This window comes from Streptomyces sp. NPDC001348 (genome assembly GCF_053597535.1).
Genome location: NZ_JBSFIK010000002.1, coordinates 333,245 through 356,937 on the forward strand (window position 1 = coordinate 333,245; position 23,693 = coordinate 356,937).

The following is a 23,693-nucleotide window of genomic DNA, read 5'->3' on the forward strand; positions in this document are numbered from 1 at the left end:
CCCATGTCCGCTTCGCGCGTGCGCACCGGGCGGGCCGGGTACTCGGGCGGTCCGGCCGCCAGCCGCCGAGAGGAGCCCAGGGTGAGCAGCGCAACGGGTAGCAGGGTCGTGGTGACGGGCGCCACCGGCAACGTGGGTACGAGCGTGGTGCGCCTGCTCGCGGAGGATCCGGAGGTCGAGTGGGTGCGGGGTCTGGCCCGCCGGACGCCCGAGTGGATGCCCCCGAAGACCGAGTGGTCCCGCGTCGACGTGGGATCGGAACAGGCCGATCTCGCCGAGCGGTTCGCGGGGGCCGACGCCGTGGTCCACCTGGCGTGGGCGTTCCAGCCGACGCACGACCCGGCGAAGACCTGGCGGACCAACGTGCTCGGCAGCATCAGGGTGTTCGAGGCGGTGGCCGCGGCGGGGGTGCCGGTGCTGGTGCACGCCTCGTCGGTCGGCGCCTACTCACCGGGCCCCAAGGATCAGACGGTGGACGAGTCGTGGCCGACCCACGGCTGGCCGGACGCCGCGTACTGCCGCGAGAAGGCGTACCTGGAGCGGACCCTGGACGTCTTCGAGCGCGACCATCCCGACGTGCGGGTGGTGCGCATGCGGCCGGCCTTCCTCTTCAAGCGTCAGTCGGCGAGCGAGCAGCGCCGGATCTTCGGCGGCCGCTTCCTGCCGGGCCCGCTGGCCCGTCCCGAACTGCTGCCGTTCCTCCCGGACGTGCCCGGGCTGCGGGTGCAGGCGCTGCACACCGACGACGCGGCGAGGGCGTACCGGCTTGCGCTGCGCTCGCCGGACGCGCGCGGTGCCTTCAACCTGGCGGCCGATCCGCCGGTCGACGCGGATCTGCTGGGCGGGATGCTCGGCACCCGTCCGGTGCGGCTGCCCCGTACGGCGGCCCGGTCCGCGGTGGCCGCCGCCTGGGGGCTGCACCTGCTGCCCGCCTCCCCGCACCTGTTCGACGCGGTGCTGCGGCTGCCCTTGATGGACTGCACGCGTGCGCACTCCGAACTCGGCTGGCGGCCGGAGCACAGCGCGACGGACGTGCTGCAGGAGTTCCTGGGCGGGCTGCAGCAGGGCGCGGGGGCGGACACCGAACCGCTGCGGGGCCACAAGGTCGGCTGAGGTTTCGCAGGTCACAGGGGCTGGTACTCAGCTACCTCCGACAACGACCCGAGGGGAGAACGCCGTGACCGACAACAGCGGCCACCGGCCCGGGGAGGGCACCGCGCCCGTCCCGCGGGACCTTCCGGACCAGCAGGCATACCCCGATGAGGACCCGTGGGCAGCGGCCGCGGGACGGGGGGACGACGAAGGCGCCGCGAACGACGTTCCCGACACCGACGAGGCCGGGACGGGACGGCAGGACGCGCCGCGCCCGGGACCGGAGCAGACCGAGCACCCCGTGCCGGACGAGCCCACGGGCTGAGGCGGCGGGGTCAGCGGGCCCGGGCGGGTGGTGCCGTCTCCTCGATCTCGTCGAGGGCGGCGACGAGCTGCGGGGCCACCGCCTCCTGGACCCGGCGCTCCCGGTCCTCCCCCACCGCCCGCGGGATCGTCTCGATGAGCATGATCAGGTAGAGGTAGACGCGGTAGAGGGCGAGCCGGAGCCGGGACGGGCCGTCCAGCCCGGCCACTCCTCCGGCGTCGCGGTAGCCCGCGAGGAACGCCTCGTCCCGGCTGATGTCGCCGAGCAGGGCGAGGGAGACGAAGTCGGCCACGGGATCGCCCCAGAACATCCGCTCGCCGTCGATGAGACCGCCGATGCGGACGCCGCCGGCCGAACGGTCCAGCAGGATGTTGCCCGGCCACAGGTCGAAGTGGACGGGGCGCGGGACGACGACCTCCTCCAGCGCGGGGTACGCGGCGCGCGCGGTGCGGGCCACCGCGTCGACCGGGCGCGGCAGCCGGGCCGCGTAGTCGCGGGCGTCGTCGAGGACCGCCTCGAACATCGCGGTGAACGCGGTCCGCCAGTCCCGGGCGAGCGGTCCGAGGGCGCCGGACGGATAGCCGAAACCCGGACCGCGCAGCCGGTGCAGCCGGGCGACCTGGCGGCCCAGCTCCGCGCGCAGCTCGACGCGTTCGGTCCCGGTCACCGACGCGTCCCAGGGTTCGCCCGGGCAGAGGGTCACCAGCAGGTGGCGTGCGTCCGGGTCGTCGGCCACGGCCACCACGCGCGGCGCCGGGACCCCGGCCTCTTCGGCGACCCGGCAGAACTCCGCCTCGGCGACCAGCAGCCGCGCCTCGTGGCGCAGCCCCGGGGCGGAGGGCGCGACCTTCAGCACGTACCGGCTGCCGTCGGTGAGCCGGAGTTCCTCGACGCAGTTGTAGGTGCCGCCGCTGAGCGGGCGCACGTCGGCCAGCAGGCCGGGCGGGATCCCGGAGTCCTCCAGAACGCTCCGGGCCCTTTCCCAGGAGTCCGCCATCGTGCGCCCACCCCTCCCCTTCGGGTCAGCCGGCCGCGTACACGTCCTCGATGTAACGGCCGTGCTCCACCAGTTCGTCGAGCCACTGCTCGGCCGCCCGTGCGTCGGCGCCGGGCGTGCGGTCCCGGTACAGGGTACGGAACGCCTCACGCACCCCTGGTGCCATGCGCGCACCGTCGCCGCAGACGTACACCCGGGCCCCGGCGTCCAGCAGCCGCCACATCTCGTCGGCCTCGGCGGCGATGCGGTGCTGGACGAACATGACCCCGTCCTCGGGCGCCGCGCTGAAGGCCGGGCGCAGCGAGACGGCCCCGGCGCTCTCGGCGGCGCGCAGCTCGTCCGCGTGGAGGAAGTCGGCGTCGGGGGCGTCGCACCCGAAGTAGCAGACCGCGGGCGGGAGTTCGACGCCGGCGCCGAGTGCGGCGGTGCGGTCGGCGATGGCGCCGCGGAAGGGGGCGAGGCCGGTCCCCGCCGCGATCATGACGACCGGTGCGCTGTCGTCGATCCGGAACGCCTCCCGGCAGGGCTGGACACGGGCGAGCACCGTGTCGCCGGGCCGCAGCGCGGCGAGGTGGCCGGAGCCGGTGCCCCGGTAGACACCCTTGCCGGAGCGTGCGGGCGCCTGGAGGAGGGAGACCATCAGCTCCGCGTGGCCCGGGTCGACGGCGGGCGAGGAGGAGATGGAGTAGTGCCGGGGGCGCAACGGCGTGAGTACGTCGAGGAGCCGGGCCCAGTCCAGGGCGCCGCGCAGGGCCGGGTGGTCCTCGATCACCTCGACGAGGGTGCGCGGGTCGTCGGTCAGGGCCGCGAGGGCGGCCCGCTCGGGCGGGCAGGGGTTGGCCGCGGCGAGCGCGGACAACTGCGCCGGGGCCGGACGCTCCTGCAGCTCCACGTGGTGGGTGAGCAGTTGGCGTACGGTCAGCGGACGGTCCACCGGGAGACCGTCGCGGCGCGGCCGGGTGGCCCGGACGTCCAGGACGGTGTCGAGGTCGGCGCCCAGTGCGGCGGCGGCGCGCTCCACCAGGCCGGGGGCGTTGACGGGCAGGACGGTGAGGTGGTCGGCCGTGCGGTAGGTGACACCCTCGGGCAGGGCGACGCGCAGGAAGCGCTTGGTGCGGGGGTACCCGGGAGCGGTGAGGTCGCGGGCCTCGGTGACCGTCATGGGGACCAGCCCGTGCCGCTCGGCGAGCGCGTCCAGCGGGCCACCGGTCAGGGTGCGGACCTCGTACGCCGTGGCGGGCTCGGGGGCGGTGGAGGCGGTGGCGTGGGGGTCGCCGTACCGTTCCAGGAGGGTGGTGCGCAGCCGGGCGGTGAATTCGCGGACCGCGCCGGTCAGGTCGCCGGAGGCGTCGGCGGCGGCGCGGTCGGTGAGCCGGGTGGCGCCGAGTTCGGCGAGGCGGGCGTCGACGCGGGTCGGGACCTGCTGGTAGGTGGCGGCCCAGTTGCGGTCGCCGACGCCGAGGACGGCGTACGTCACTCCGGTCAGGTCGGGGGTCTCGTCCAGCCAGGCGGCGAAGGCGGTGGCGTCGTCGGTGGGGCGGCCGTTGTACGAGGCGGCGGTGATGACGACCGGGCGGTCGGTGGGCAGACCGCCGGCGTAGGCGTCCAGCGGCGCGGTGTCGGTCTCGCAGCCGAGCGCGGCGGCCTCGTCGGCGAGCCGGCCGGCGAAGTCGCGGCAGGTGCCGTAGTTGCTGCCGTGCAGGAAGAGGGCGCCGGTGCCGGGGCGGACCCGTTCCGGGAGGGCGGCCGTGTCGGTGGCCTCGGAGGCCGGGGCGGGGGCGGCGCCCGGCAGCGGGGTGTGGGCGCGGTCGGCGGGGGTGCGCGGGGTCAGGGTGAGGGTGAAGCCCTCGGGCTTGAGGGTGAGGGTCTCCTTCACCGTGAGCGCGTAGTCGGCGTGGTCGTGCACCCGGTAGCGGTGGACGAGCATCGCCAGCAGCATCGTCGCCTCGTGCAGCGCGAACTGCCTCCCGATACAGGCTCGTTCACCGGTGCCGAAGGGCTTGAAGGCGTGCACGGGCCGCGCCGCCTCCGCCTCGGCGGTGAACCGGTCCGGGTCGAACAGCTCGGGGTTGTCCCCCCAGACGGGCTGCCGGTGCAGCATCGGGGCGAGCACGGTGACGGCCTGTCCGGCGCGCAGCGGGACCCGGCCACCGAGCAGGGTGTCCTGGAGGGCGTGCCGGCTGAAGGCGGCGGCCGTCGGCCACAGTCGCAGCGCCTCGTTGAGTACCTGGCGGGTGTAGGTGAGCCTGCCGACCTCGTCGTACGTCGGCTCGGGGTCGGCGTCGTCGCCCCACAGGGCGTCGGCCTCGCGCTGCACGAGGCGGAGCGCGGTGGGGTGCTTGGCCAGGTAGTAGAGGGCGAAGGACATCGCGCCGGAGGTCGTCTCGTGCCCGGCGATCAGGAAGGTGATGACCTGGTTGCGGATGTTGGCGGTGTCCAGCCGGCCGCCGTCGGCGGGGTGTTCGGCGGTGAGCATCAGGCCGAGGAGGTCGTCGGCGGCGCTCTGGTCGGTGCCGGCCCGGGAGGCGATGACGTCGTCGACGACCTGGGCGAGGTAGTCGGCGTCGGTCCGGAACGCGGCGTCGGCCGCCGAGTGGTCCCCGCCCGGGGTGCGGGCGAGGCGGGTCATGCTCCACTCCAGGCAGCGGACCATCGACTCCACGAAGGGGTGCGGTTCGGGGCGTTCGAAGGAGCCGAAGTCGTAGCCGAATCCGGCGAGGCCGATGGTGTCGAGGGTCATGCGGGTCATGTCCTCGGGGACGTCGACCACCCGCCCGTCCCGGGCCGCCCGGTCCCAGGCGGCGATGAGCCGCCGGGCCACCTGCAGCATCACCGGGTGGTAGGTGCGCATCGAGCCGAGCGCGAAGGCGGGCATCAGGATGTCGTGCGCGCGGGTCCAGTTGGGCTCGTCGTTGTACGCGGTGAACAGTCCGTCGGCGGTGAACTCACGCACGTTCTCCAGGGCCGGTCCGACGTGCTTGGCGAACCGCTCCTCGTCGGCCAGGTCGGCCACCAGGTCGGCGTCGGCGACGAACAGCGTGTCCCGGCCGTGCAGCCGCCGCACCAGTGCCGGGCCGTGCTCCCGCATGAGCCGCATGACCTGCTGGATCGGTGTGCGGCCGGGACCGGTGGCGGTGATGTCTACGACGGGGAGGACGTCTGCGGGGTGGGGGTGCGGCGCGGTGGGGGGCATGGCGCGACAAGTGCCTTTCGCGGTACGGGTGGTACGGAGTTCCAGCCTGCTCGACCCGCCGCTCCGGCCCGCGCCACCGCACTACATGATCCTGCAGTGGAAAACGGCCCGGAGGACTTGCGCGGTCCCGGTGCTCGGCTCTGCCGCCGCCCCACACCCCGAAGTTGCTCCTGACCTCGGTGCTCGTCTTTGATGGGCGGGTCGGCGCGGCACGGCGGGAGGTGCGGGTGGAGGCGGGCCGGATCGATGCGGTGATGTGGCGGAACCGCGCGCTGACCCTCTTCGACCGGGTCTGCGTACCGGTCGCCGTGTGCGACGTGTACGGGGTGGTCGTCCTCGCCAACCCGGCGATGGCCGCCGAGTGCGGTACGCCCCCGGGGCGGCTGCGCGGACGGGAGGTGCTGGAGTTGTTCCGGCCCCAGGAGGCGACGCAGGTGCAGCGGATCGCCGAGGCGCTGCGGCTACGGCACCGGTCGCGGTACCAGGTGTCGGTGCGCTGGCGGGCGCCCGGCGGTGCCGAGCGGTACGGGGAGCTGACGGCGGATCCGGTGAGCGACTCCGTCGAGGAGACGCCCGCGCTGCTGGTGATGCTGCGGGTGCTCGGTGAACGTGAGCGGCAGGCGGAGGAGCCCGTGAGGGTCACACCGGTGGAGGGGCGGGTGCTCGCGCTGCTCGCCGGGGGCGCCACCACGGCGCGGGCCGCGCGCGAGCTGGGGCTCACCACGGACGGGGTGACCTACCACCTGCGCCGGCTGTCGGCCCGCTGGGGCGCCGCCACCCGTACGGAACTGGTCGCCCGCGCCTACGCCTCGGGGGTGCTCGCGGCGGGTGTCTGGCCGCCCGCGCCGACGGCCGCGGTGACGGAGTAGGCGGTGCCCGCTCCCTCCGGGGCGCCGAATCCGGCCAGGGTGTGCCAGACCATCTTCGGCTCCTGCGGGACGTACCGGCCGGTGCGGGCCGCGTCGCCGATGAGCCCCGAGGTGAGCAGGCCGTCCTCGGCGATGGCGGCGCCCAGTGCGGCGTACTCCGGACCCCGTCAGCCGGCCTGGCGGCGCAGTTCCGGCACGGTCAGCCGGTACCACAGCGCCGCCCGGGCCCACGCCGGCCCGGTGGGTTCGGAAATGCATTGGCTCCCCCTGATGACGCCGTCTAAGCTAGGCAAAAACCTAGTCCCCCTAGGTTTCACGTCTCGCAGAAGGACCTGTCCCATGAGATCCCTCACCGAGCAGGACATCCGCACCTCGTTCGTCAACTGCTCGAAGGGCGATGCGAAGCGGCTGGCCCTCCCCCGCGACCTCGACCAACGACCCTGGGACGACCTGGACTTCCTCGGTTGGCGGGATCCCGGCGCGCCCGATCGCAGTTACCTCGTCACGGAGCGGGACGGCCGGCCGGTCGGCGTGGCACTGCGCTTCCCGTCCTCGCAGCGCGGGTTCCTGCACCGCAGCATGTGCTCGCTGTGCCTGACCACCCACCGCGGGGGCGGCGTGTCCCTGATGGCGGCACGGAAGGCGGGCCCGGCGGGCCGCGAGGGCAACTCGGTCGGCCTGTACATGTGCACCGACCTGGCCTGCTCCCTGTACGTGCGCGGGAAGAAGGTCCCCGACTCCGGGGCGCGCTTCGAGGAGAGCCTCACACTGGAGGAGCAGATAGCCCGCACGACGGGCCATCTGTCCGCCTTCCTGGACAAGCTGTACGCCTGAGGTCAGGCCTCCCCCGGCCCGGTTCCCCCGACCCCGACCGGTGAGGTCCGCGGTGGCTGCTTGCCACCCGGCCCATCGAATGTGTTCGATGAGTCACCTGAACGGGAACGGGTGCAAGCGATGCAAGTAGTACGTGAGTGGACGGCGCCCCTGTCGCGTTTCCTGGGACTCAGGCGCGACCCGGTGGTCGTCCAGGCCCTGCGGTCGGCCGTAGCGGCCTCGATCGCCTATGTCATCGCGCTGCGGCTGAGTCCGGAACCGGCACCGCTGACCGCGCCCCTGACCGCCCTGCTGGTGGTCCAGGTGACCTTCTACGCCACGCTGCAGAACGGCATCCGCCGGGTGAACGCCGTGGTCGCGGGTGTCCTGGTCGCCATCGCCTTCAGCCTGCTGGTGGGCCTGACCTGGTGGAGCCTGGCGCTGCTGATCGTGGCCGCGCTGGGCGTGGGGCACGTGGTGCGGGTCAACGAGTACGTGGCCGAGGTGGCGATCAGCGCCATGCTGGTGCTCGGCGTCACCACCATCGGGTACACCGCCTGGGCCCGCATCGTGGAGACGCTGATCGGCGCCGGTGTCGGCATGGCCTGCAACCTCCTGCTGGCGCCCCCGGTGTGGGTGGACAAGGCCGGGGAGTCCATCGAGGGGCTGGCACGGCGGGTGCGGCGGCTGATGCTGCGGATGGGTGAGGAGGCCGCGCAGGAGACGGCGGTGGAGGAGGCCACCGCGCGGTTGTACGAGGCACGGCGGCTCGACCACGACATCATCGAGGTGGACGCGGAGCTGCGGCAGGCCGAGGACAGCCTGCGGCTCAATCCCCGGGTGCGCGAGGGCCTGCTGCACCGGGTGGTGCTGCGCACCGGGCTGGACACGCTCGAGATCTGCACGGTGGTGCTGCGGGTGCTGGCCCGCTCCTTCACCGACCTGGCCAAGGCCCGCGATCCCGAGCCGCTGTTCTCGCCGGAGACGGGCGCCGCGGTGCAGCAGCTGCTGTCCGAGATCGCCGACGCCGTCGTCAGCTTCGCCGTGCTGGTGACCACCGACCTCAGCCGCAACGCCGAGTCGGCGGAGGCCCGGCTCACCGCCGAGCTGCACACGGCCGCCGCGACCCGGGACAAGGTGGCCGTGGCGCTCAGGGCGGAGGCCGAGCGCGACACGCAGACCTGGCAGCTGCTCGGCGCCGTGCTGACCGAGGTCGACCGGATCATCGACGAGCTCGACACCGAGCACCGCTCGCGGCGCCTGCTGGAGGAGCTGGACCGTGTCTCCCGCGAGCAGCGCGCCCGGATGCCGTGGCTGACCCGGCTGCGGGAGCGCATCGGGGTGTACGAGCAGATGCACCGGAACCGCCTGGGGGCCGGCAGACGTTATCCGTGAGGAGAGAATTCGGCCGACGCGGAAGGGGGCGTGCGGATGACCGGCACGGCCGTACGGATCGACGGGAACACGCTTCGCCTGCCGGGCTCGGTGGCCGTGCGGTTCGTGCGTACCCTCCGGCTCCCGGAGTCGGGCACGCATCCGCTGCCGCCGGGGCTGGGCGAGTTCCCCGTCCGGCGGATCGCCGACTACGCGGACACCGTGCCCGAGGAGTGGCGGGCGCGCGGCGGCGTGATGCTGCCGGTGTACCTGCGTGAGGCGATGTGGCTGAGCTTCGCGGGCACCACGGAACCGGCCGCCCTGCAGGTCGGGGTCGGCAAGGTGTGCGCCGTGTCGGGCAAGCCGTTCACCGACCGGCTCTCCGGGGACCCGCAGAACTATCTCGTGCTGCCCCGCCAGCCCTGGCTGGACGGCATCAACTCGGGCAAGGGCACGGTCCGCCAGTTCGTCGCGGTGCCGCTGGGGCTGGGCGCGACGGTGGAGGGCCAGGTCACGGGCGAGGAGGTGTGGGGCGGGGTGCAGCTGCGATCGTTTCCGCTGCGGGAAGGACTCCTCACCGAGTGGCGCGAGGAGCAGCGGGCCCGGGAGCGGATGCGGGAGCGGACGCGAGGATACGGCGCGCCCCCGGGCGCCCCCGCCATGGCCGCCATGGCGGCCCCGGGCGCCGCTCCCGCGCCGGGGCCGCGAAGGAGCGCGGCCATGGGGCTCGGCGTCGGCGGCTCGATGCGCCAGGAGGTCTACCGGGACGACCGGCCGCTCGCCCACTGGTCCGAGGAGCCGTCGGGGCGGGTGTTCGTGCACCTGGTCACGCCGCCCCAGTGGCGGCGTATCACGGGCGAGGCGCCGCCGCCTTCGCCGGTGGACCGGGCGGCGTACACCAGGGCGGGGCTGCCCTGGTACGACTACTACGACCAGGACGCCGAGGACCTGGCCCCCGCGGACGGCCTGGAGTCGGTCAAGCCGGTCGGCGACTGGCTCGGCGACGACCTCGATCCCTGGCAGGCGCCGTCGCCCGGTCAGGTGAAGCAGCTGAAGGACGCACCGGGCGTACCGGTCGAGGACGGGGAGTGGTAGCCGCCGCACCCCGTTGCAGCACGTGCACCATGGATTGCCGCACTTGCACTTGAGGCGCGGACCGCGCGAAGGTGGCCGTCACGACCGGGCGGACGACCACCTGAGGTGCGGGCATGGACAGTGGGGCGCGGGAGGCGCGCGGCGGCTGGAGCAGGCGCCGGTTCGTCGGGGCCGCGGCGGGGACCGCCGCCATGGTGGCGGTCCCCGCCCCCGCCACGCCCGGGCCTGACGCGTCCGCGTCCTGGGAGCGTACGGCCACCGCACGGCCGGAGCGCCGCGCTCCCGACGACTCCCCCCGCCCGCTGTACCTGGGCACGTACACCTCCGTGGACGGCGGCGGCACCGGCATCGGCCTGGCCTCGTACGACCCCGTGACGGGCAGCATCACCGGCGCGGGGACCCTCACCGGGGTGGCCGACCCGTCGTACCTCGCGGTGCATCCGGACGGCCGCACCCTGTACGCCGTCGACGAGCGGACGGAGGGCGGGGTGAGCGCCGTCCGGCTGGCCGACCGGCGCCTCCTGGGCACCAGGAGCACCGGCGGAGCGGCTCCGTGCCACCTCTCCGTGCACCCCACCGGGCGCTGGCTGCTCAGCGCCAACTACGGATCCGGCAGCGTGGCCGTGCACCCGATCGAGGAGACGGGCGCTCTCGGGGAGCGCACCGACCTGGTCACCCACTCGAGCCCCGCCCCCGGCCCGGGCCGGCAGGGCCCGCACGCCCACCAGATCGTCACCAGCCCCGACGGCGGGCATGTACTCGCCGTCGACCTGGGCACCGACACCGTCCACAGCTACCGCCTGGACCCGACGAAGGGCACGCTCACCGAGGTCGCCCGGGCCTCCACGCGAGCCGGCGCGGGCCCGCGCCACCTCACCTTCCATCCGGACGGTCGGCATGCCTACCTGGCCGACGAGGTCGACAACACGGTCACGGTGTGCGCCTACGAGGCCGCCACCGGCCGTCTGACGATCGGCGCCCCGCAGTCCACCGGCACCGGAGCGGGCACCAGCTACCCGGCCCAGCTGCTGGTGACCGCGAACGGCGCCTACGCCTACCTGGCCAACCGCGGCGACAACAGCCTCACCCGGTACGCCGTCGAGGCCGACGGAGCCCGGCTGCGCCTCATCGACACCGTGCCGGTCGGCGGCGACTTCCCTCGGCAGATCGCCTTCTCGCCGGACGGCGCGCTGCTGTTCGCCGCCAACCAGCGCTCCGGCACGGTGAGCGTCTTCCACGTGGACACGGGCAGCGGCGACCTGCGGCTCGCGGGCGAGCCGTTCGCCTCACCGGTCGCCGTCTGCGCGCTGCCGCTGTAGCGCGGTCGGTAGCGCAGGACATGCGGTGCGATGGGCGGCCCGAGTGGCGGCGCGGGGGCGCAGTGCTGGTGCGCGGCCCGGCGGCGCGGGGAGCGGCCGGGAGTCTGGTCCGCACCCGTGCGCGGCACGGCCGGGGAAGCGGACGGCCCGGCGTCAGCGGTCCGCCGCCCAGTGCCCGGGGTGGGTGACCGACTCCGGCAGCCGGGTGCCTGCACTGCCCCGCGCCGCCTCGAGCTGTGGCTGGGTGAGGAAGAAGGCGCCGGTCAGATCGGCGTCCGCGAGATCCGCGTCGCGCAGGTCGGCACCGATCAGGTCCGCTCCGCGCAGGTCCGCGCCGGTCAGGTCGGCGGCGATCAGGCAGGCGCCACGCAGGCTCGCCCCGCGCAGATCGGCGCCCTTCAGCCGGGCGCCCATGAGATCCGCGCCCCGGCGGTCCTTCTTCCTGCCGCCCCGTCCGCCGAAGCCGGCGCGCACCAGGTCGCTGGTGCGCAGCAGGAGGACGTTGGCCTCCCGCCGGTGGGCGGCCACGTCCAGCCCGGCCAGTTCCTCCGGTGTCCGCCGGGTGAGCTCCTCGGTCTCCTCCAGCTTCCGGCGCAGGTCGGCGTGCACGGGACCGGCGGCGGACAGGCTCAGCGCCTCGGTGAGGTACCGGAGCAGTTCGTGGAGCTGCCGGACGACCGGGAACACCTCGAACATCAGGCGGGCGTGCGCAGGGGAACCGGTCCGCCAGTCCTGGCCGCCGAAGACGACCTGGGAGACCTTCTGGCCGGCACCGAAGCAGTCGTAGACGGTGCAGCCGGTGAAGCCCTTCTCCCGCAGCCGGGAGTGGATGCCGCACCGGTGGTCGCTGCCGAGGTTGGGGCAGGGCTTGCCCGCGGGCTTGTCCAGCGCGAAGTCCGCGGAGACGGCGAAGGGCAGGGCGACGCAGCACAGTCCGAAGCACGAGGCGCAGTCGCCATGCAGTTCGGACCGGCCGGATATCTGATCTGGCATGCGCTACACCCTACTGACCTGCGGATCAGTCCTGGCCGTCACTCCGTGAGCGCGGGCAGGTCCAGCCGAACCAGGCGGTCGGGATCCGCCAGGATGTACAGGCCGGTGATCCGGCCGTCGGCCACGGTGAGGGCGGTGACGGACACGGCACGGCCCTCCGGCGCGGTGACGAGGCCCAGCGAGCCGTTGACCAGCACCGGCCGCGCGAAGGCCGCGAACCGCCGGAACAGGAAGGCCTGTTCGGCAACCGCCCGCGCCCCGTGCACCACCTTGGACGCGCCCGTCCCGCGCACCAGGGCACCCGCGTCGGCACGCAGCACCACGTCCGGGTGGAGCAGGGCGACGAGGGCCTCGAAGTCGCCGCCGCGGGAGGCCGCCAGGAAGGCGTCGACCGCCTGGCGCTGTGTCGCGAGGTCGGGGTCGGACGACGGGGTGGCGCCCTGCACCCGGCGGCGGGCCCGGCCGGCCAGCTGCCGGGTCGCGGCCGGGGTTCGTTCCACGACGGGCGCGATGTCGTCGAAGGGCACGGCGAACATGTCGTGCAGGACGAACGCCAGCCGCTCGGCGGGCTCCAGCGTCTGCAGCACCACGACCAGGGCCAGGCCCACCGAGTCGGCCTGGTCCACCTCCTGCTCGGGGTCGACCGCGGACAGCGGCCGGACCACGGGATCCGGCACGAAGGCCTCGTCCATCGGCTGCTCGCGGCGCGCGGTACGCGAGCGCAGCATGTCGAGGCAGACCCGTCCGACCACCGTGGTCAGCCAGCCGCCGAGGTTCCTGATCTGGTCCGGGTCGGTCCGGCCGAGCCGTAACCAGGCCTCCTGGACCGCGTCCTCGGCCTCGGCGAGCGAACCCAGCATCCGGTAGGCCACCGCATTCAGCCGGCCGCGGTGTTCCTGGAACCGGTCGGCCAGTAGCTCGGTGTCGTTCATGTCGTCCCCGTTCGGTCCGTGGATGGGTGCCACCGGGCGTGCGTCAGGGCACGCCGCCGGCCGGCCGGTACGGGCTGCGGCCAGGTCTCCGGCTCGGTATGGGCGCAGACCATGCCGCCCGACCGGCCACGCAACCGTTTTTCCACCGGCCCGCGGGGGAGCCGGGGTGTCACACCTCGTCGCGGGCCATGGCCAGCAGCCGGTCCAGTACGCGGGGCGCGCCGGTGCGCAGGCCGTCGTGCTCGAACTCGTCGGTGACCCAGGTGCGCAGGCCCCGGATCGCGCGGGCGGTGCGCAGCGCGTGGTCGGTGTCGACGTACATGTCGTCGTGGTAGACGGCGGCCACGGCCGGGACCTCGTTCGCGGCCAGGCGGGCGGAGTCGTACAGGGGCTGCCAGTCGGTACGGGCGGCGAGCAGGCCGGCGGTCTCGCGCAGCGGGCGCAGGGCGGGGTCGCAGTCGAAGGTCCAGGGGTGGACGCTCTCGCCGGTGAAGAGCAGCGGTGCGTCGCCCGCGAGGGCCTTGGCCGCGTCGAACTGCGGGAACTCGGCGCGCACCCGTTCCGCCGCCCAGGCGGTGGGGCGGTCGTCCTGACCGTAGATCGCCTCGTGGACCAGGGCGTACAGCGGGTGGCCCGCGTAGGACAGCAGGCCCTGGACCTCTTCCTGGAAGGCGTCCGACAGCTCCCAGCCGTGCGGGGTGCGGACGAAGGGGTCCTCCAGCAGGTAGTGCAGGCGGTGGCTGCCGTCGCTCGTGCCGAGCAGGATGCCGAGGGACTGGAAGGCCTCGACGGTGAGGCGGTAGCCGCCGGGCAGGACCACGTCGTGGGTCAGCAGGTGGTCGGCGACGCGGCGGGCGCGTTCGACGTCCTGCGGGTATCGGGCGTAGTGCGCGGCGACCTTGCGTTCGATACGGGGGTAGGCGGCCCGGTAGACGTCGTCGGCGTGCGCGTCGAGGGAGGGCAGGCCGCCGGTGATGACGGCGGTGCTCAGGCCCTCCGGTGCCAGGGAGAGGTACGTCACCGCGCAGAAGCCGCCGAAGCTCTGGCCGAGGACCGTCCAGGGGGCACCGCCGGTGAGCCGGGGGCGGATCAGCTCGCAGTCGCGGACGATGGAGTCGGCCCGGAAGCGGGCGAGGTACCCGGCCTGTTCGGCGGGGCCGCCGAGCAGCGGGAGCGTCTGCCGGTTGGCGGGCGTGGAGCGGCCGGTGCCGCGCTGGTCGAGGAGGAGGACACGGTGGTCCTCCAGGGCGCGGCCGAGCCAGGCCTGCTTTCCGATGAAACGGTTCGCCCCGAAGCCTGGGCCGCCCTGGAGATAGACCAGCCACGGCAGGTCCCGGTCCGCCTTGTCGCTCGCGACGGCCTCCCGGGCGTACAGCTCGATGGTCCCGCCCGCCGGGTCGGCGTGGTCCAGGGGGACGGTGAAGTGGTGGTCGGTGAGGACGACGCCGGGCTGGCGGTAGCTGACTGTCAACTGGTCTCCCGGGACGGACGGATGGTCGCGTCCCAGTTCAGCACATGTCCGTGCGCCGTCCGACCCCCGGGATCATGCAAAGTTACTGAATCGTGGGTCAACGGGCGGCGAGACTGGAGCGGCGCACCACCAGCTCCGGCTGCAGCACCACCCGACGGTGCTCGTGCGCCTTGGCGGTGTCCTGCGACGCCTCCGTCTCCTCCAGCAGCAGTTCGGCGGCGAGGGCGCCCATGGTGACGGCGGGCTGGCGTACGGAGGTCAGCGGGACGGCGGCGGCCGCCGCGAACTCGATGTCGTCGTAGCCGACGATGGCGAGGTCGTCGGGGACGACGACGCCGGCCGCGTACATGGCCTGCAGCACGCCGAGGGCGAGGAGGTCGTTGGCGCAGAACACCGCGGTCGGCCGGTCGGCGAGGCCCAGCAGGCGGGCGCCCGCGTCCCGTCCGGCGGCCACGTCGAGGCTTTCCGTGGGCAGTTCGCGCAGGGCGTCGGGGCCGAGCCCGGCCTCGGCGAGGGCGTTCAGGGCGCCGGTGCGGCGGTCCCTGACCTGGTTGAAACCGGGCGGACCGCTGACGTAGGCGATGGAGCGGTGGCCGGCGTCCACCAGGTGCCGGACCGCCAGGGCGCCACCCGCGACGTCGTCGACGGAGACCGAGCACTCGGTGGTGCCCTCGGCGACCCGGTCGACCAGCACGAAGGGGATGCCGTGCCGCCGGAACGCGTCGATGTTGCGCCCGGTGGCGTCGGCCGGGGTGAGCAGCACGCCGCGCACCCGCTGCTCGGCGAAGAGCGACAGGTACTCGGCCTCCTCGCCGGCGCTCTGGGCGCTGTTGCAGACCATCACGCCGAGCCCGGCCTCGCGCGCCGCCCGTTCGGCGCCGCGCGCCACGTCCACGAAGAAGGGGTTGCCCATGTCGAGGACGAGCAGGCCCATGATCCGGCTGCGGCCGGCGCGCAACTGACGCGCGGACTCGCTGCGGACGTAGCCCAGCCGGTCTATGGCGGACTGCACGCGGGCGCGCGTCTCTGAGGCCACCGTGTCCGGACGGTTGATGACGTTGGACACGGTGCCCACCGACACTCCGGCGGCGCGGGCGACATCCTTGATACCCACCGACTGGGCCATCGGGCGGGGACCTCCAGAGGGACGAGGGGGCGGCGGGAGGGCCTTCACATTACCGTTCATCCCGCCGCACACCCGACGGGGTCAGGCGGGCAGGGCGAAATCGACGACGTGCAGCGCCGAGGGGGTCGTACCGCTCGACTTCTCCTGGTACATGAAGGACAGCACGTTGTCGGCCTTCACCCGCATCTCGTCGATCACGACCTCCCCGAAGGCGTTCAGACCGCTGCCGTCGAACAGCACCGCCCAGTCGGTGTGGCCGGAGGCCTTCGACGCGGCGGCGATCCGGCCGAAGGGGAAGACCGCGTAGGCGTTGTCGTACCTGTCCAGGACCAGCTTGGTGCGCTGGCTGGAGTTCAGCGGGACGGGAATCTCGGTCTTCTGCCAGGTGCCCGAGGAGTTCTTGCGGAGGTGGAAGGCTCGGCCGTTGGCGGTGCGGTCGGCGACGTAGTTCGTGGTGCACTGGCCGAAGCGGCCGGGAACGTAGGAGATGATCGCGTGCGGGAGGCCGGTGGAGTCGGTCCACTGGCTCTCCTGGTTCATCAGGGAGTGGTCCGGGCCCAGCGGATCGACGACCAGGCCGCTGTCGGTGACCGTCACCGTGTCGGAGGTGCCCGTCGTGGCGACGACGGTGCCGGCGTCGTTGCGCCAGGTGCGGCCCCGGTCGGTGGAGTACACGTAACCGGTGTCGTGGTTGGTGATGCCGCCGCTGTTGCACATCACGGCCGCGTTCTGCTCCCGCCAGGTGAAGAAGGAGTGCAGTCGGCCGTTCCTGTCGTAGTCGATGCCGTGCAGGTACATGTTGCGGGCCGTCGAGGAGCCGTGCGAGCTGGTGTAGGTGCCGGTGGAGCCGCTCCACTCCCCCAGTGCCGTCCAGGACGAACCGTCGTACTCGGCGAGGGCGTTGCGGCCGTTGCCCGAGATGCCGACGCGGTAGCTGAGCTGGAGCTTGCCCTCGGGCGTCGACACGAACTGCGGGTAGGTGAACTGCGAGGTGAGGGCGAGCCCGTCCAGCGAGGTCTGCACGGCGCCGAAGACGGACGACGTCCAGGAGGTGGCCGCGGGGTTGTCGAGCAGGCCGGCCACCGACTTCACGTAGAAGTAGCCGTCGCTGTGCGAGTCCATGTTCAGGTGGAGGCGGCCGTCGATCTTGGAGACGCCCATGGAGATGACGTTGTGGGAGTCGCTCGCCTTGAGGACGTGGGAGAGGGTGACGGTCGACCAGGTGCTGCCGCCGAGGACGCGGCGGGCGACGACCGCGTTTCCGGTGGAGGCGTACCAGGTGGCGTACTGGTAGCCCTTGTACGTCAGCAGGCCGTTCTTCTGGAAGGAGTTGTTGTCGACCAGGCCGTCGTAGGAGACGAAGTAGATGGCCTGCGGGTCGAGGGTGGTGGTGCCGGTGCGGGTGACCGACGGCCCGGGATCGGCTGCCCGGGCCACGCCGGCGCCGAAGCCGGGGGCCGCGACGGCGCCGAGGAGGGCGGCGCCGATGACGGTACGTCTCTTCATCTCGGGGGACTTCCTTGTCGGGCGAGTCGGGGACGGGGTTCTCAGGCGAGGTGGAAGACCTCGGTGAGCGGCTTCATCGCCTCGTCGGGGCGGGCGCCGTCCAGGGACTCGAAGAAGGGGGCCATCTCGGCCTGCCAGCGGGCGTTCACCTCGGTCGCTTCCATGCCGGCGATCGCGGCCCCGAAGTCCTCGGTCTCCAGGTAGCCCACGAGCAGGCCGTCGTCACGCAGGAAGAGGGAGTAGTTGTGCCAGCCGGTGGCCGAGAGCGCGGCGAGCATCTCCGGCCACACGGCTGCGTGGCGTTCGCGGTACTCGGCGATCCGGTCCTGTCGGACCTTGAGCAGGAAACAGACGCGCTGCATGAAGTACCGCCCGGGAACTAGAAGTTGAACTGGTCGATGTTCTTGGCGTCGAAGACGGTCGGCTTGCCGAGGTTGATCACACCGTCCTTGCCGATGGTGTACGTGGTGGAACCGGCCTTGAAGGTCTCGCCCTCCTTGCCGGTGATCTGCCCGGAGGCCAGCGCGACGGCGGTACGGGCGGCCAGGTCGCCGAGCTTGGCCGGGTCCCACAGCTCGAAGGCGTCGACGGTGCCGTTCTTGACGTACTTGCGCATGTCGTTGGGCGTGCCGAGGCCGGTCAGCTTCACCTTGCCCTTGTACTTGGAGCCGGACAGGTACTGGGCGGCCGCCTTGATGCCGACGGTGGTCGGGGAGATGATCCCCTTGAGGTTCGGGTACTGCTGGAGCAGGCCCTGGGTCTGCTGGAAGGACTGCTGGGCGTCGTCGTTGCCGTACGCGATCTTGACCAGCTTGACGTTCTTGTACTTCGGGTCCTTCAGCTCCTCCTTCATGTAGCCGATCCAGGTGTTCTGGTTCGTCGCCGTCTGCGCGGCGGACAGGATCGCGATCTGGCCCTTGTAGCCGATCTGCCGGGCGAGCAGCTGCACCTCGGTGCGGCCGAGGTCCTCGGCACTGGCCTGCGAGACGAAGGCGTTGCGGCAGCCGGCGGTGGTGTCGGAGTCGTAGGTGACGACCTTGATGCCGTTCTTCATGGCCGTCTTGAGCGCGGTGCACAGGGCGCCGGGGTCCTGCGCGGACACGGCCATCGCGTCGACCTGCTGCTGGGTGAGGGTGTTGACGTAGGACACCTGGCCGGAGGTGTCGGTGGCGCTGGAGGGGCCGACCTCCTTGTACTTGGAGCCCAGCTCGGTGAGCGCCTTCTCGCCGCCCTTGTCGGCGGAGGTGAAGTAGGGGTTGTTGACCTGCTTGGGCAGGAAGCCGACGGTCAGGCCCTTCTTGGTCGCCGCGTTCGGGTCGGCCTTGCCGGCCGTCGCGTTCGAGTTGTCCTCGCTCTTGACGTCGTTCTTGGTGGTGCCGCCACAGGCGGTGACGGCGAGGGCGAGGGAGGCGGCCGTGGCGAGGGCCGCGCAGGCACGGCGGATCGACGACTTGCGCATGGCGAGTTTTCCTTTACGAAGGGTGAGCGAGGGAGGGAGTCATGCGGCAGGCGTGGGGGGAGCCTTGGTCACCGGCGCCGAGGCGGCCCGGCGGCCGGCCCGCGCGACGGAGATCTGACGTGCGACCCGGGGGCCGAGCACGGAGACGACGAGCAGGACGCCGGTGACGACGATCTGCGACTGGGCGGAGACGTTGAGCAGGCTCATCGCGTTCTGCAGGGCGCCCAGCAGGAACACACCGGCGATCGCGCCGCCGAGCGTGCCCTTGCCGCCGTCGAAGTCGATGCCGCCGAGCAACACGGCGGCCACCACGGAGAGTTCGAGGCCGGTGGCGTTGTCGTAGCGGGCGCTGGCGTAGTGCAGGGCCCAGAAGACACCGGTGAGGGAGGCCATGAGGCCGGTGGCGACGAACAGCAGGAGCTTGGCCCGCTTGACGCGGATCCCGGCGAACCGGGCGGCCTCCTCGCTGGCGCCGATCGCGAACAGCGACCGCCCGAACGGGGTGGCGTGCAGCACGACGACGGCGATCGCGAGGAGCACCAGGAAGGGCAGGAACGCCTGCGGCAGGAAGGAGTTGCCGAGCCGTCCGGCGGCGAAGTCCAGGTACCGGGTGGGGAAGTCGGTCACCGCGTCGGAGCCGAGGACGATCTGCGCGATGCCCCGGTAGGCGGCGAGGGTACCGATCGTGACGGCGAGGGACGGCAGCCCGAGCCGGGTCACCAGCAGCCCGTTCACGAGACCGCACACCACGCCGAGCAGCAGGCACAGCGGGATGATCTGCTCGATCGCCATGCCCTCGTTCCACAGCTTGCCCATCACCGCGCCGGACAGGCCGGCCGTGGAGGCCACCGAAAGATCGATCTCACCGGACACCACGAGCAGTGTCATCGGCAGGGCGATCAGCGCGATGGGGAGGGTGTTGCCGATCAGGAACGACAGGTTGAGGGCGTTGCCGAAGCCGTCGACGAAGGAGAAGGACAGCAGGAGCAGCACGATCAGCAGGGCGCCGACCACCGTGTCCCAGCGGACGGCTCGGGACAGGGACTCAGGCATGGCTGGTGTCCCCCTTCTTCGGGGCCGCCTTGACGGAGGCCGACTTCTTCTTCAGGGCGGCCGCCACCCGCAGGGCGACGACCCGGTCCACCGCGATGGCGAGCAGCAGCAGGACGCCGTTGATGGCGAGCACCCACACGGAGCTGACGCCGAGGGCGGGCAGCACGCTGTTGATGGAGGTCAGCAGCAGCGCGCCGAGCGCGGCGCCGTAGACGCTGCCGGAGCCGCCGGTGAAGACGACGCCGCCGACCACCACCGCGCTGACGACGGTGAGTTCGTATCCGTTTCCGGTGCTGGAGTCCACGTTGCCGAACCGGGCCAGGTACATGGCGCCCGCGAGTCCGGCGAGGCCGCCGCAGAAGGTGTACGCGACGAGGATCCGCTTGCGGACGGGGATGCCGGCGAGTCGGGCGGCCTCCGGGTTCGAGCCGAGCGCGTACAGCTCGCGGCCGCTGCCGTAGTGCTTGAGGTAGTAGGCGGTGGCGACCAGGACGGCGAGGGCGATCAGCGCCGGCCAGGGCACCGCGCCGAGGCCGCCGGAGCCGAAGTCCACGAAGCCGCCGGGCAGATCGGACGCCGTGATCTGCCGGGAGCCGACCCAGATGGAGTCGATGCCGCGGATGATGTACAGCGTGCCGAGGGTGACGACGAGGGCGGGCACCTGACCGAGGCTGACGAGCAGGCCGTTCAGCAGGCCGAAGCCCACTCCGAGCAGGACCGCGAGCGCGATCGCCACAGCCGGGTCGCCCCCGCCGTGCAGACAGGTGCCGGCGGCGAAGGCACAGATGCCGAGGGTGGAGCCGACCGAGAGGTCGACGTTGCGGGTGATGACCACGAGGGACTGGCCGGTGGCGACGAGCACCAGGATGGTGGCGTTCAGCAGCAGGTCCTTGACGCCCTGCTCGGACAGGAACGCGCTGTTGCCCAGCTGGGTGACGACGATCATCACCAGGAAGACGACCAGGATGGCGAGTTCGCGCATCCTGAAGACGCGGTCGACCAGCCGGGTGCCGCTGGACCGGGGCACGTCGGCGACGGGGGTCTCGTGCGGGGTGGTCACCGTCATGCGGCTGCCCTCCCGGTGGCTGCGGCCATCACCGTTTCCTCGGTGGCTTCGGAGCGCGGGAGCTCGGCGGTGAGCCGGCCCTCGTGCATCACGAGCACGCGGTCGGCCATACCGAGGATCTCGGGCAGGTCGGAGGAGATCATCAGGACGGCCACGCCGTCGGCGGCGAGCTCGGACAGCAGCCGGTGCACCTCGGCCTTGGTGCCGACGTCGATGCCGCGGGTGGGCTCGTCGACGATCAGCACCCTCGGGCCGGTGGCCAGCCACTTGGCGAGGACGACCTTCTGCTGGTTGCCGCCGGACAGCGTGGAGACGGCGTCGGCGATCCGCGCGTACTTGACGTGGAGCCTCACCGCCCAGTCGAGGCTGCGGCTGCGCTCGGCGCCGCGGTCGACGAGTCCGGCCCGCACGGTGGTGCGCAGGCCGGTCAGGCCGATGTTGCGCTCGATGGACATGTCCATCACGAGACCCTGGGCGCGCCGGTCCTCCGGGACCAGGGCGAGCCCGGCGGCCATCGCGGTGGACGGGGCGCCGTTGGTCAGCTTCCGCCCCTCGACCTCGACCTCGCCCGCGTCCCAGCGGTCGATGCCGAAGACCGCCCGCGCGACCTCGGTACGGCCGGCGCCGACGAGTCCGGCGAGGCCGACGATCTCACCGCACCGCACCTCGAAGGAGACGTCCGTGAAGACACCCTCGCGGGTCAGCCGACGTACGCTCAGGGCGACCTCGCCCGGCTCGACGGCCTGTTTCGGATACAGCTCGTCCAGGTCGCGGCCCACCATGCGGCGGACAAGGTCGTCCTCGGTCATGCCGGCCAGCGGCTCACTGGCGATCCAGGCGCCGTCGCGCAGGGTGGTCACCCGCTGGCAGATCTCGAAGATCTCCTCCAGCCGGTGCGAGATGAAGAGCACCGCGGCGCCCTGTTCGCGCAGGGTGCGCACGACACCGAAGAGACGGGCGACCTCGGTGCCCGTCAGGGCGGCGGTGGGTTCGTCCATGATCAGGACGCGGGCGTCGAAGGAGAGCGCCTTGGCGATCTCGACGATCTGCTGGTCAGCGATGGACAGACCGCGGGCCGGCCGGTCGGGGTCGAGGTCGACGCCGAGCCGGCGCATCAGGGCCACGGTCGCGGCGTGGGTGGCCTTGTGGTCGATACGGCCGAGCGAGCGGCGGGGCCGGCGGCCCATGAAGATGTTCTCGGCGATCGACAGGTCCGGGAAGAGCGTGGGCTCCTGGTAGATGACGGCGATACCGGCGTCGCGGGCGTCGCCGGGCCCGTGGAACACCACGGGCGCGCCGTCGAGCAGCACCTGGCCGGCGTCCGGCCGGTGCACTCCCGCGAGGGTCTTGATCAGCGTCGACTTGCCCGCGCCGTTCTCCCCGGCGAGGGCGTGCACCTCGCCGGGGAACAGCTCCAGGGAGACGCCGCGCAGGGCGCGTACGGCGCCGAAGGACTTGGAGATGTCCTTCAGCGCCAGCACCGGTGCCGGGCCCGTGTCGGACGGCTGGGTCATGGGTGGCTCCTCGACGACGCCGGCGGGTCGGGCCTCAGGGCGTCGTGAAAGGTTTCAACTGGATTGCCGGGACGTTAGGCACCCCGGACATGTCGCGTCAATGGGTAGCGCCCGAAAAGATTTCGATAGCCGAAGGTCACGCGGGGGTCACGGAAAACAGGCCTGGACAGGGGGCTTGACACACCCTCGGGGGCCCCATAGCTTCCCCTTCTGAATCGTTTCACCAGAGGCCTCTCCGGCCCGATGTCACAGGAGCCCGAAGTGACCGACCTCGCCGCGGTGAAAGCCGCGCTGAAGACCCAGGCAGTCGAGACGCCGTCGTGGGCGTACGGGAACTCGGGGACCCGTTTCAAGGTGTTCGCCCAGGCCGGCGTCCCCCGCACACCGCAGGAGAAGGTGGACGACGCGGCGCAGGTGCACGCCTTCACCGGCGTCGCCCCGACCGTGGCGCTGCACATCCCCTGGGACAAGGTGGACGACTACGCCGCCCTGGCGAAACATGCCGAGGAGCGCGGGGTGCGGCTCGGCGCCATCAACTCCAACACCTTCCAGGACGACGACTACAAGCTGGGCAGCATCTGCCACCCCGACGCGGCGGTGCGGCGCAAGGCCGTCGACCATCTGCTGGAGTGCGTCGACATCATGGACGCGACGGGCTCCGCGGATCTGAAGCTGTGGTTCGCGGACGGCACGAACTACCCCGGTCAGGACGACGTGCGGGAGCGGCAGGACCGGCTGGCCGAGGGGCTCGCCGAGGTGTACGAGCGGCTGGGGGACGGGCAGCGGATGCTGCTCGAGTACAAGTTCTTCGAGCCGGCCTTCTACACGACGGACGTGCCGGACTGGGGCACGGCTTACGCGCACTGCCTGAAGCTCGGGCCGAAGGCGCAGGTCGTGGTGGACACCGGGCATCACGCTCCGGGAACCAACATCGAGTTCATCGTGGCCACGCTGCTGCGGGAGGGGAAGCTCGGCGGGTTCGACTTCAACTCCCGCTTCTACGCCGACGACGACCTGATGGTGGGCGCCGCCGATCCCTTCCAGTTGTTCCGGATCATGTACGAGGTCGTGCGCGGGGGCGGGTTCACCTCCGAGGTGGCGTTCATGCTCGACCAGTGCCACAACATCGAGGCGAAGATTCCGGCGATCATCCGGTCGGTGATGAACGTGCAGGAGGCTACCGCCAAGGCTTTGCTGGTCGACAGGTCGGCGCTGGCCGGGGCCCAGAGGTCGGGTGACGTTCTGGGCGCGAACGCCGTGCTGATGGACGCGTACAACACGGATGTGCGGCCGTTGCTTCGTGAGGTGCGGGAGGAGATGGGGCTGGACCCCGATCCCATGGCCGCGTATGCCCGGTCCGGGTGGGCGGAGAAGATCGTCGCCGGGCGGGTTGGGGGGCAGCAGGCCGGGTGGGGTGCGTAGGCGTCCGCCGGGTTCTGTTCCTTTCGGGCTGCGGGCCGGTTGTGACTGGTCGCGCCCGCGCGGCGGAGCCGCAC

The 23,693-nt window shown here is 72.5% G+C and carries 20 protein-coding genes; 8 read left to right on the top strand and 12 right to left on the bottom strand.

Translation table 11 applies throughout. The features are described 5' to 3' along the window. Positions 1-81: 81 nt before the first annotated feature. Both ACWC21_RS03330 and ACWC21_RS03335 read left to right on the top strand, forming a co-directional pair. Positions 82-1,113: an SDR family oxidoreductase gene (locus ACWC21_RS03330; RefSeq protein ID WP_450877609.1), complete on the top strand. Its 1,032-nt coding sequence runs from the start codon at positions 82-84 to the stop codon at positions 1,111-1,113. Between the two features lie 64 nt (positions 1,114-1,177). After that, positions 1,178-1,417 carry a hypothetical protein gene (locus ACWC21_RS03335; protein ID WP_450877611.1) on the top strand — a complete coding sequence of 80 codons (240 nt, stop codon included), beginning with the start codon at positions 1,178-1,180 and terminating at the stop codon, positions 1,415-1,417. A gap of 10 nt (positions 1,418-1,427) precedes the next feature. Here the strand turns inward: ACWC21_RS03335 and ACWC21_RS03340 are convergent, their stop codons facing one another. Beyond that, on the bottom strand, positions 1,428-2,414 hold the full coding sequence (locus ACWC21_RS03340) for a phosphotransferase family protein (RefSeq protein ID WP_450877613.1): 987 nt from the start codon (positions 2,412-2,414) through the stop codon (positions 1,428-1,430). Between the two features lie 25 nt (positions 2,415-2,439). Further along, the gene (locus ACWC21_RS03345; protein WP_450877615.1) at positions 2,440-5,607 is read right to left on the bottom strand and encodes a bifunctional cytochrome P450/NADPH--P450 reductase; all 3,168 of its coding nucleotides are present in this window, start codon (positions 5,605-5,607) and stop codon (positions 2,440-2,442) included. 254 nt (positions 5,608-5,861) lie between these two features. On the opposite strand from ACWC21_RS03345, the gene ACWC21_RS03350 reads away from it, so the two are divergent. The 5 genes from ACWC21_RS03350 (at position 5,862) to ACWC21_RS03370 (ending at position 11,077) form a co-directional block, all read left to right on the top strand. Beyond that, positions 5,862-6,476, top strand: a complete 615-nt coding sequence (locus ACWC21_RS03350) for a PAS domain-containing protein (protein WP_450877704.1) — start codon at positions 5,862-5,864, stop codon at positions 6,474-6,476. A 339-nt stretch (positions 6,477-6,815) separates the two neighbouring features. Continuing rightward, positions 6,816-7,310, top strand: a complete 495-nt coding sequence (locus ACWC21_RS03355; protein WP_450877617.1) for an FBP domain-containing protein — start codon at positions 6,816-6,818, stop codon at positions 7,308-7,310. 120 nt (positions 7,311-7,430) lie between these two features. Continuing rightward, complete coding sequence (locus ACWC21_RS03360) at positions 7,431-8,684, top strand: FUSC family protein (protein ID WP_450877619.1); 1,254 nt, start codon at positions 7,431-7,433, stop codon at positions 8,682-8,684. Between the two features lie 36 nt (positions 8,685-8,720). Further along, the gene (locus ACWC21_RS03365; RefSeq protein WP_450877621.1) at positions 8,721-9,758 is read left to right on the top strand and encodes a hypothetical protein; all 1,038 of its coding nucleotides are present in this window, start codon (positions 8,721-8,723) and stop codon (positions 9,756-9,758) included. Positions 9,759-9,871: 113 nt separating this feature from the next. Then, the gene (locus ACWC21_RS03370) at positions 9,872-11,077 is read left to right on the top strand and encodes a lactonase family protein (RefSeq protein ID WP_450877623.1); all 1,206 of its coding nucleotides are present in this window, start codon (positions 9,872-9,874) and stop codon (positions 11,075-11,077) included. A gap of 153 nt (positions 11,078-11,230) precedes the next feature. Here ACWC21_RS03370 and ACWC21_RS03375 read toward each other — a convergent pair whose 3' ends face one another. The 10 genes from ACWC21_RS03375 to ACWC21_RS03420 form a co-directional block, all read right to left on the bottom strand. Beyond that, positions 11,231-12,070 carry a pentapeptide repeat-containing protein gene (locus ACWC21_RS03375; protein WP_450877625.1) on the bottom strand — a complete coding sequence of 280 codons (840 nt, stop codon included), beginning with the start codon at positions 12,068-12,070 and terminating at the stop codon, positions 11,231-11,233. A gap of 38 nt (positions 12,071-12,108) precedes the next feature. After that, entirely contained in the window at positions 12,109-13,002 is an 894-nt protein-coding gene (gene sigJ, locus ACWC21_RS03380; RefSeq protein ID WP_450877627.1) for an RNA polymerase sigma factor SigJ, read from the bottom strand. A 169-nt stretch (positions 13,003-13,171) separates the two neighbouring features. Then, entirely contained in the window at positions 13,172-14,473 is a 1,302-nt protein-coding gene (locus ACWC21_RS03385; RefSeq protein ID WP_450877629.1) for an alpha/beta fold hydrolase, read from the bottom strand. 97 nt (positions 14,474-14,570) lie between these two features. Beyond that, positions 14,571-15,599, bottom strand: a complete 1,029-nt coding sequence (locus ACWC21_RS03390; RefSeq protein WP_450877631.1) for a LacI family DNA-binding transcriptional regulator — start codon at positions 15,597-15,599, stop codon at positions 14,571-14,573. 81 nt (positions 15,600-15,680) lie between these two features. Further along, positions 15,681-17,105 carry a BNR repeat-containing protein gene (locus ACWC21_RS03395; protein ID WP_450877633.1) on the bottom strand — a complete coding sequence of 475 codons (1,425 nt, stop codon included), beginning with the start codon at positions 17,103-17,105 and terminating at the stop codon, positions 15,681-15,683. 41 nt (positions 17,106-17,146) lie between these two features. Continuing rightward, a complete protein-coding gene (locus tag ACWC21_RS03400; protein ID WP_450877635.1) occupies positions 17,147-17,467 on the bottom strand; it encodes an L-rhamnose mutarotase in 321 nt (106 codons plus the stop codon). A 17-nt stretch (positions 17,468-17,484) separates the two neighbouring features. Next, positions 17,485-18,564: a rhamnose ABC transporter substrate-binding protein gene (gene rhaS, locus ACWC21_RS03405; protein WP_450877637.1), complete on the bottom strand. Its 1,080-nt coding sequence runs from the start codon at positions 18,562-18,564 to the stop codon at positions 17,485-17,487. Positions 18,565-18,603: 39 nt separating this feature from the next. Beyond that, positions 18,604-19,617: an ABC transporter permease gene (locus ACWC21_RS03410; protein ID WP_450877639.1), complete on the bottom strand. Its 1,014-nt coding sequence runs from the start codon at positions 19,615-19,617 to the stop codon at positions 18,604-18,606. After that, positions 19,610-20,683, bottom strand: coding sequence for an ABC transporter permease (locus tag ACWC21_RS03415; RefSeq protein ID WP_450877641.1), 1,074 nt, complete (start codon positions 20,681-20,683; stop codon positions 19,610-19,612). The genes ACWC21_RS03410 and ACWC21_RS03415 overlap by 8 nt, the downstream gene beginning before the upstream one ends. Beyond that, complete coding sequence (locus ACWC21_RS03420; protein WP_450877643.1) at positions 20,680-22,197, bottom strand: sugar ABC transporter ATP-binding protein; 1,518 nt, start codon at positions 22,195-22,197, stop codon at positions 20,680-20,682. Before ACWC21_RS03420 ends, ACWC21_RS03415 begins: the two co-directional genes overlap by 4 nt. Before the next feature lie 261 nt (positions 22,198-22,458). On the opposite strand from ACWC21_RS03420, the gene rhaI reads away from it, so the two are divergent. Next, positions 22,459-23,619, top strand: a complete 1,161-nt coding sequence (gene rhaI, locus ACWC21_RS03425) for an L-rhamnose isomerase (protein WP_450877645.1) — start codon at positions 22,459-22,461, stop codon at positions 23,617-23,619. The last annotated feature ends 74 nt before the right edge of the window (positions 23,620-23,693 follow it).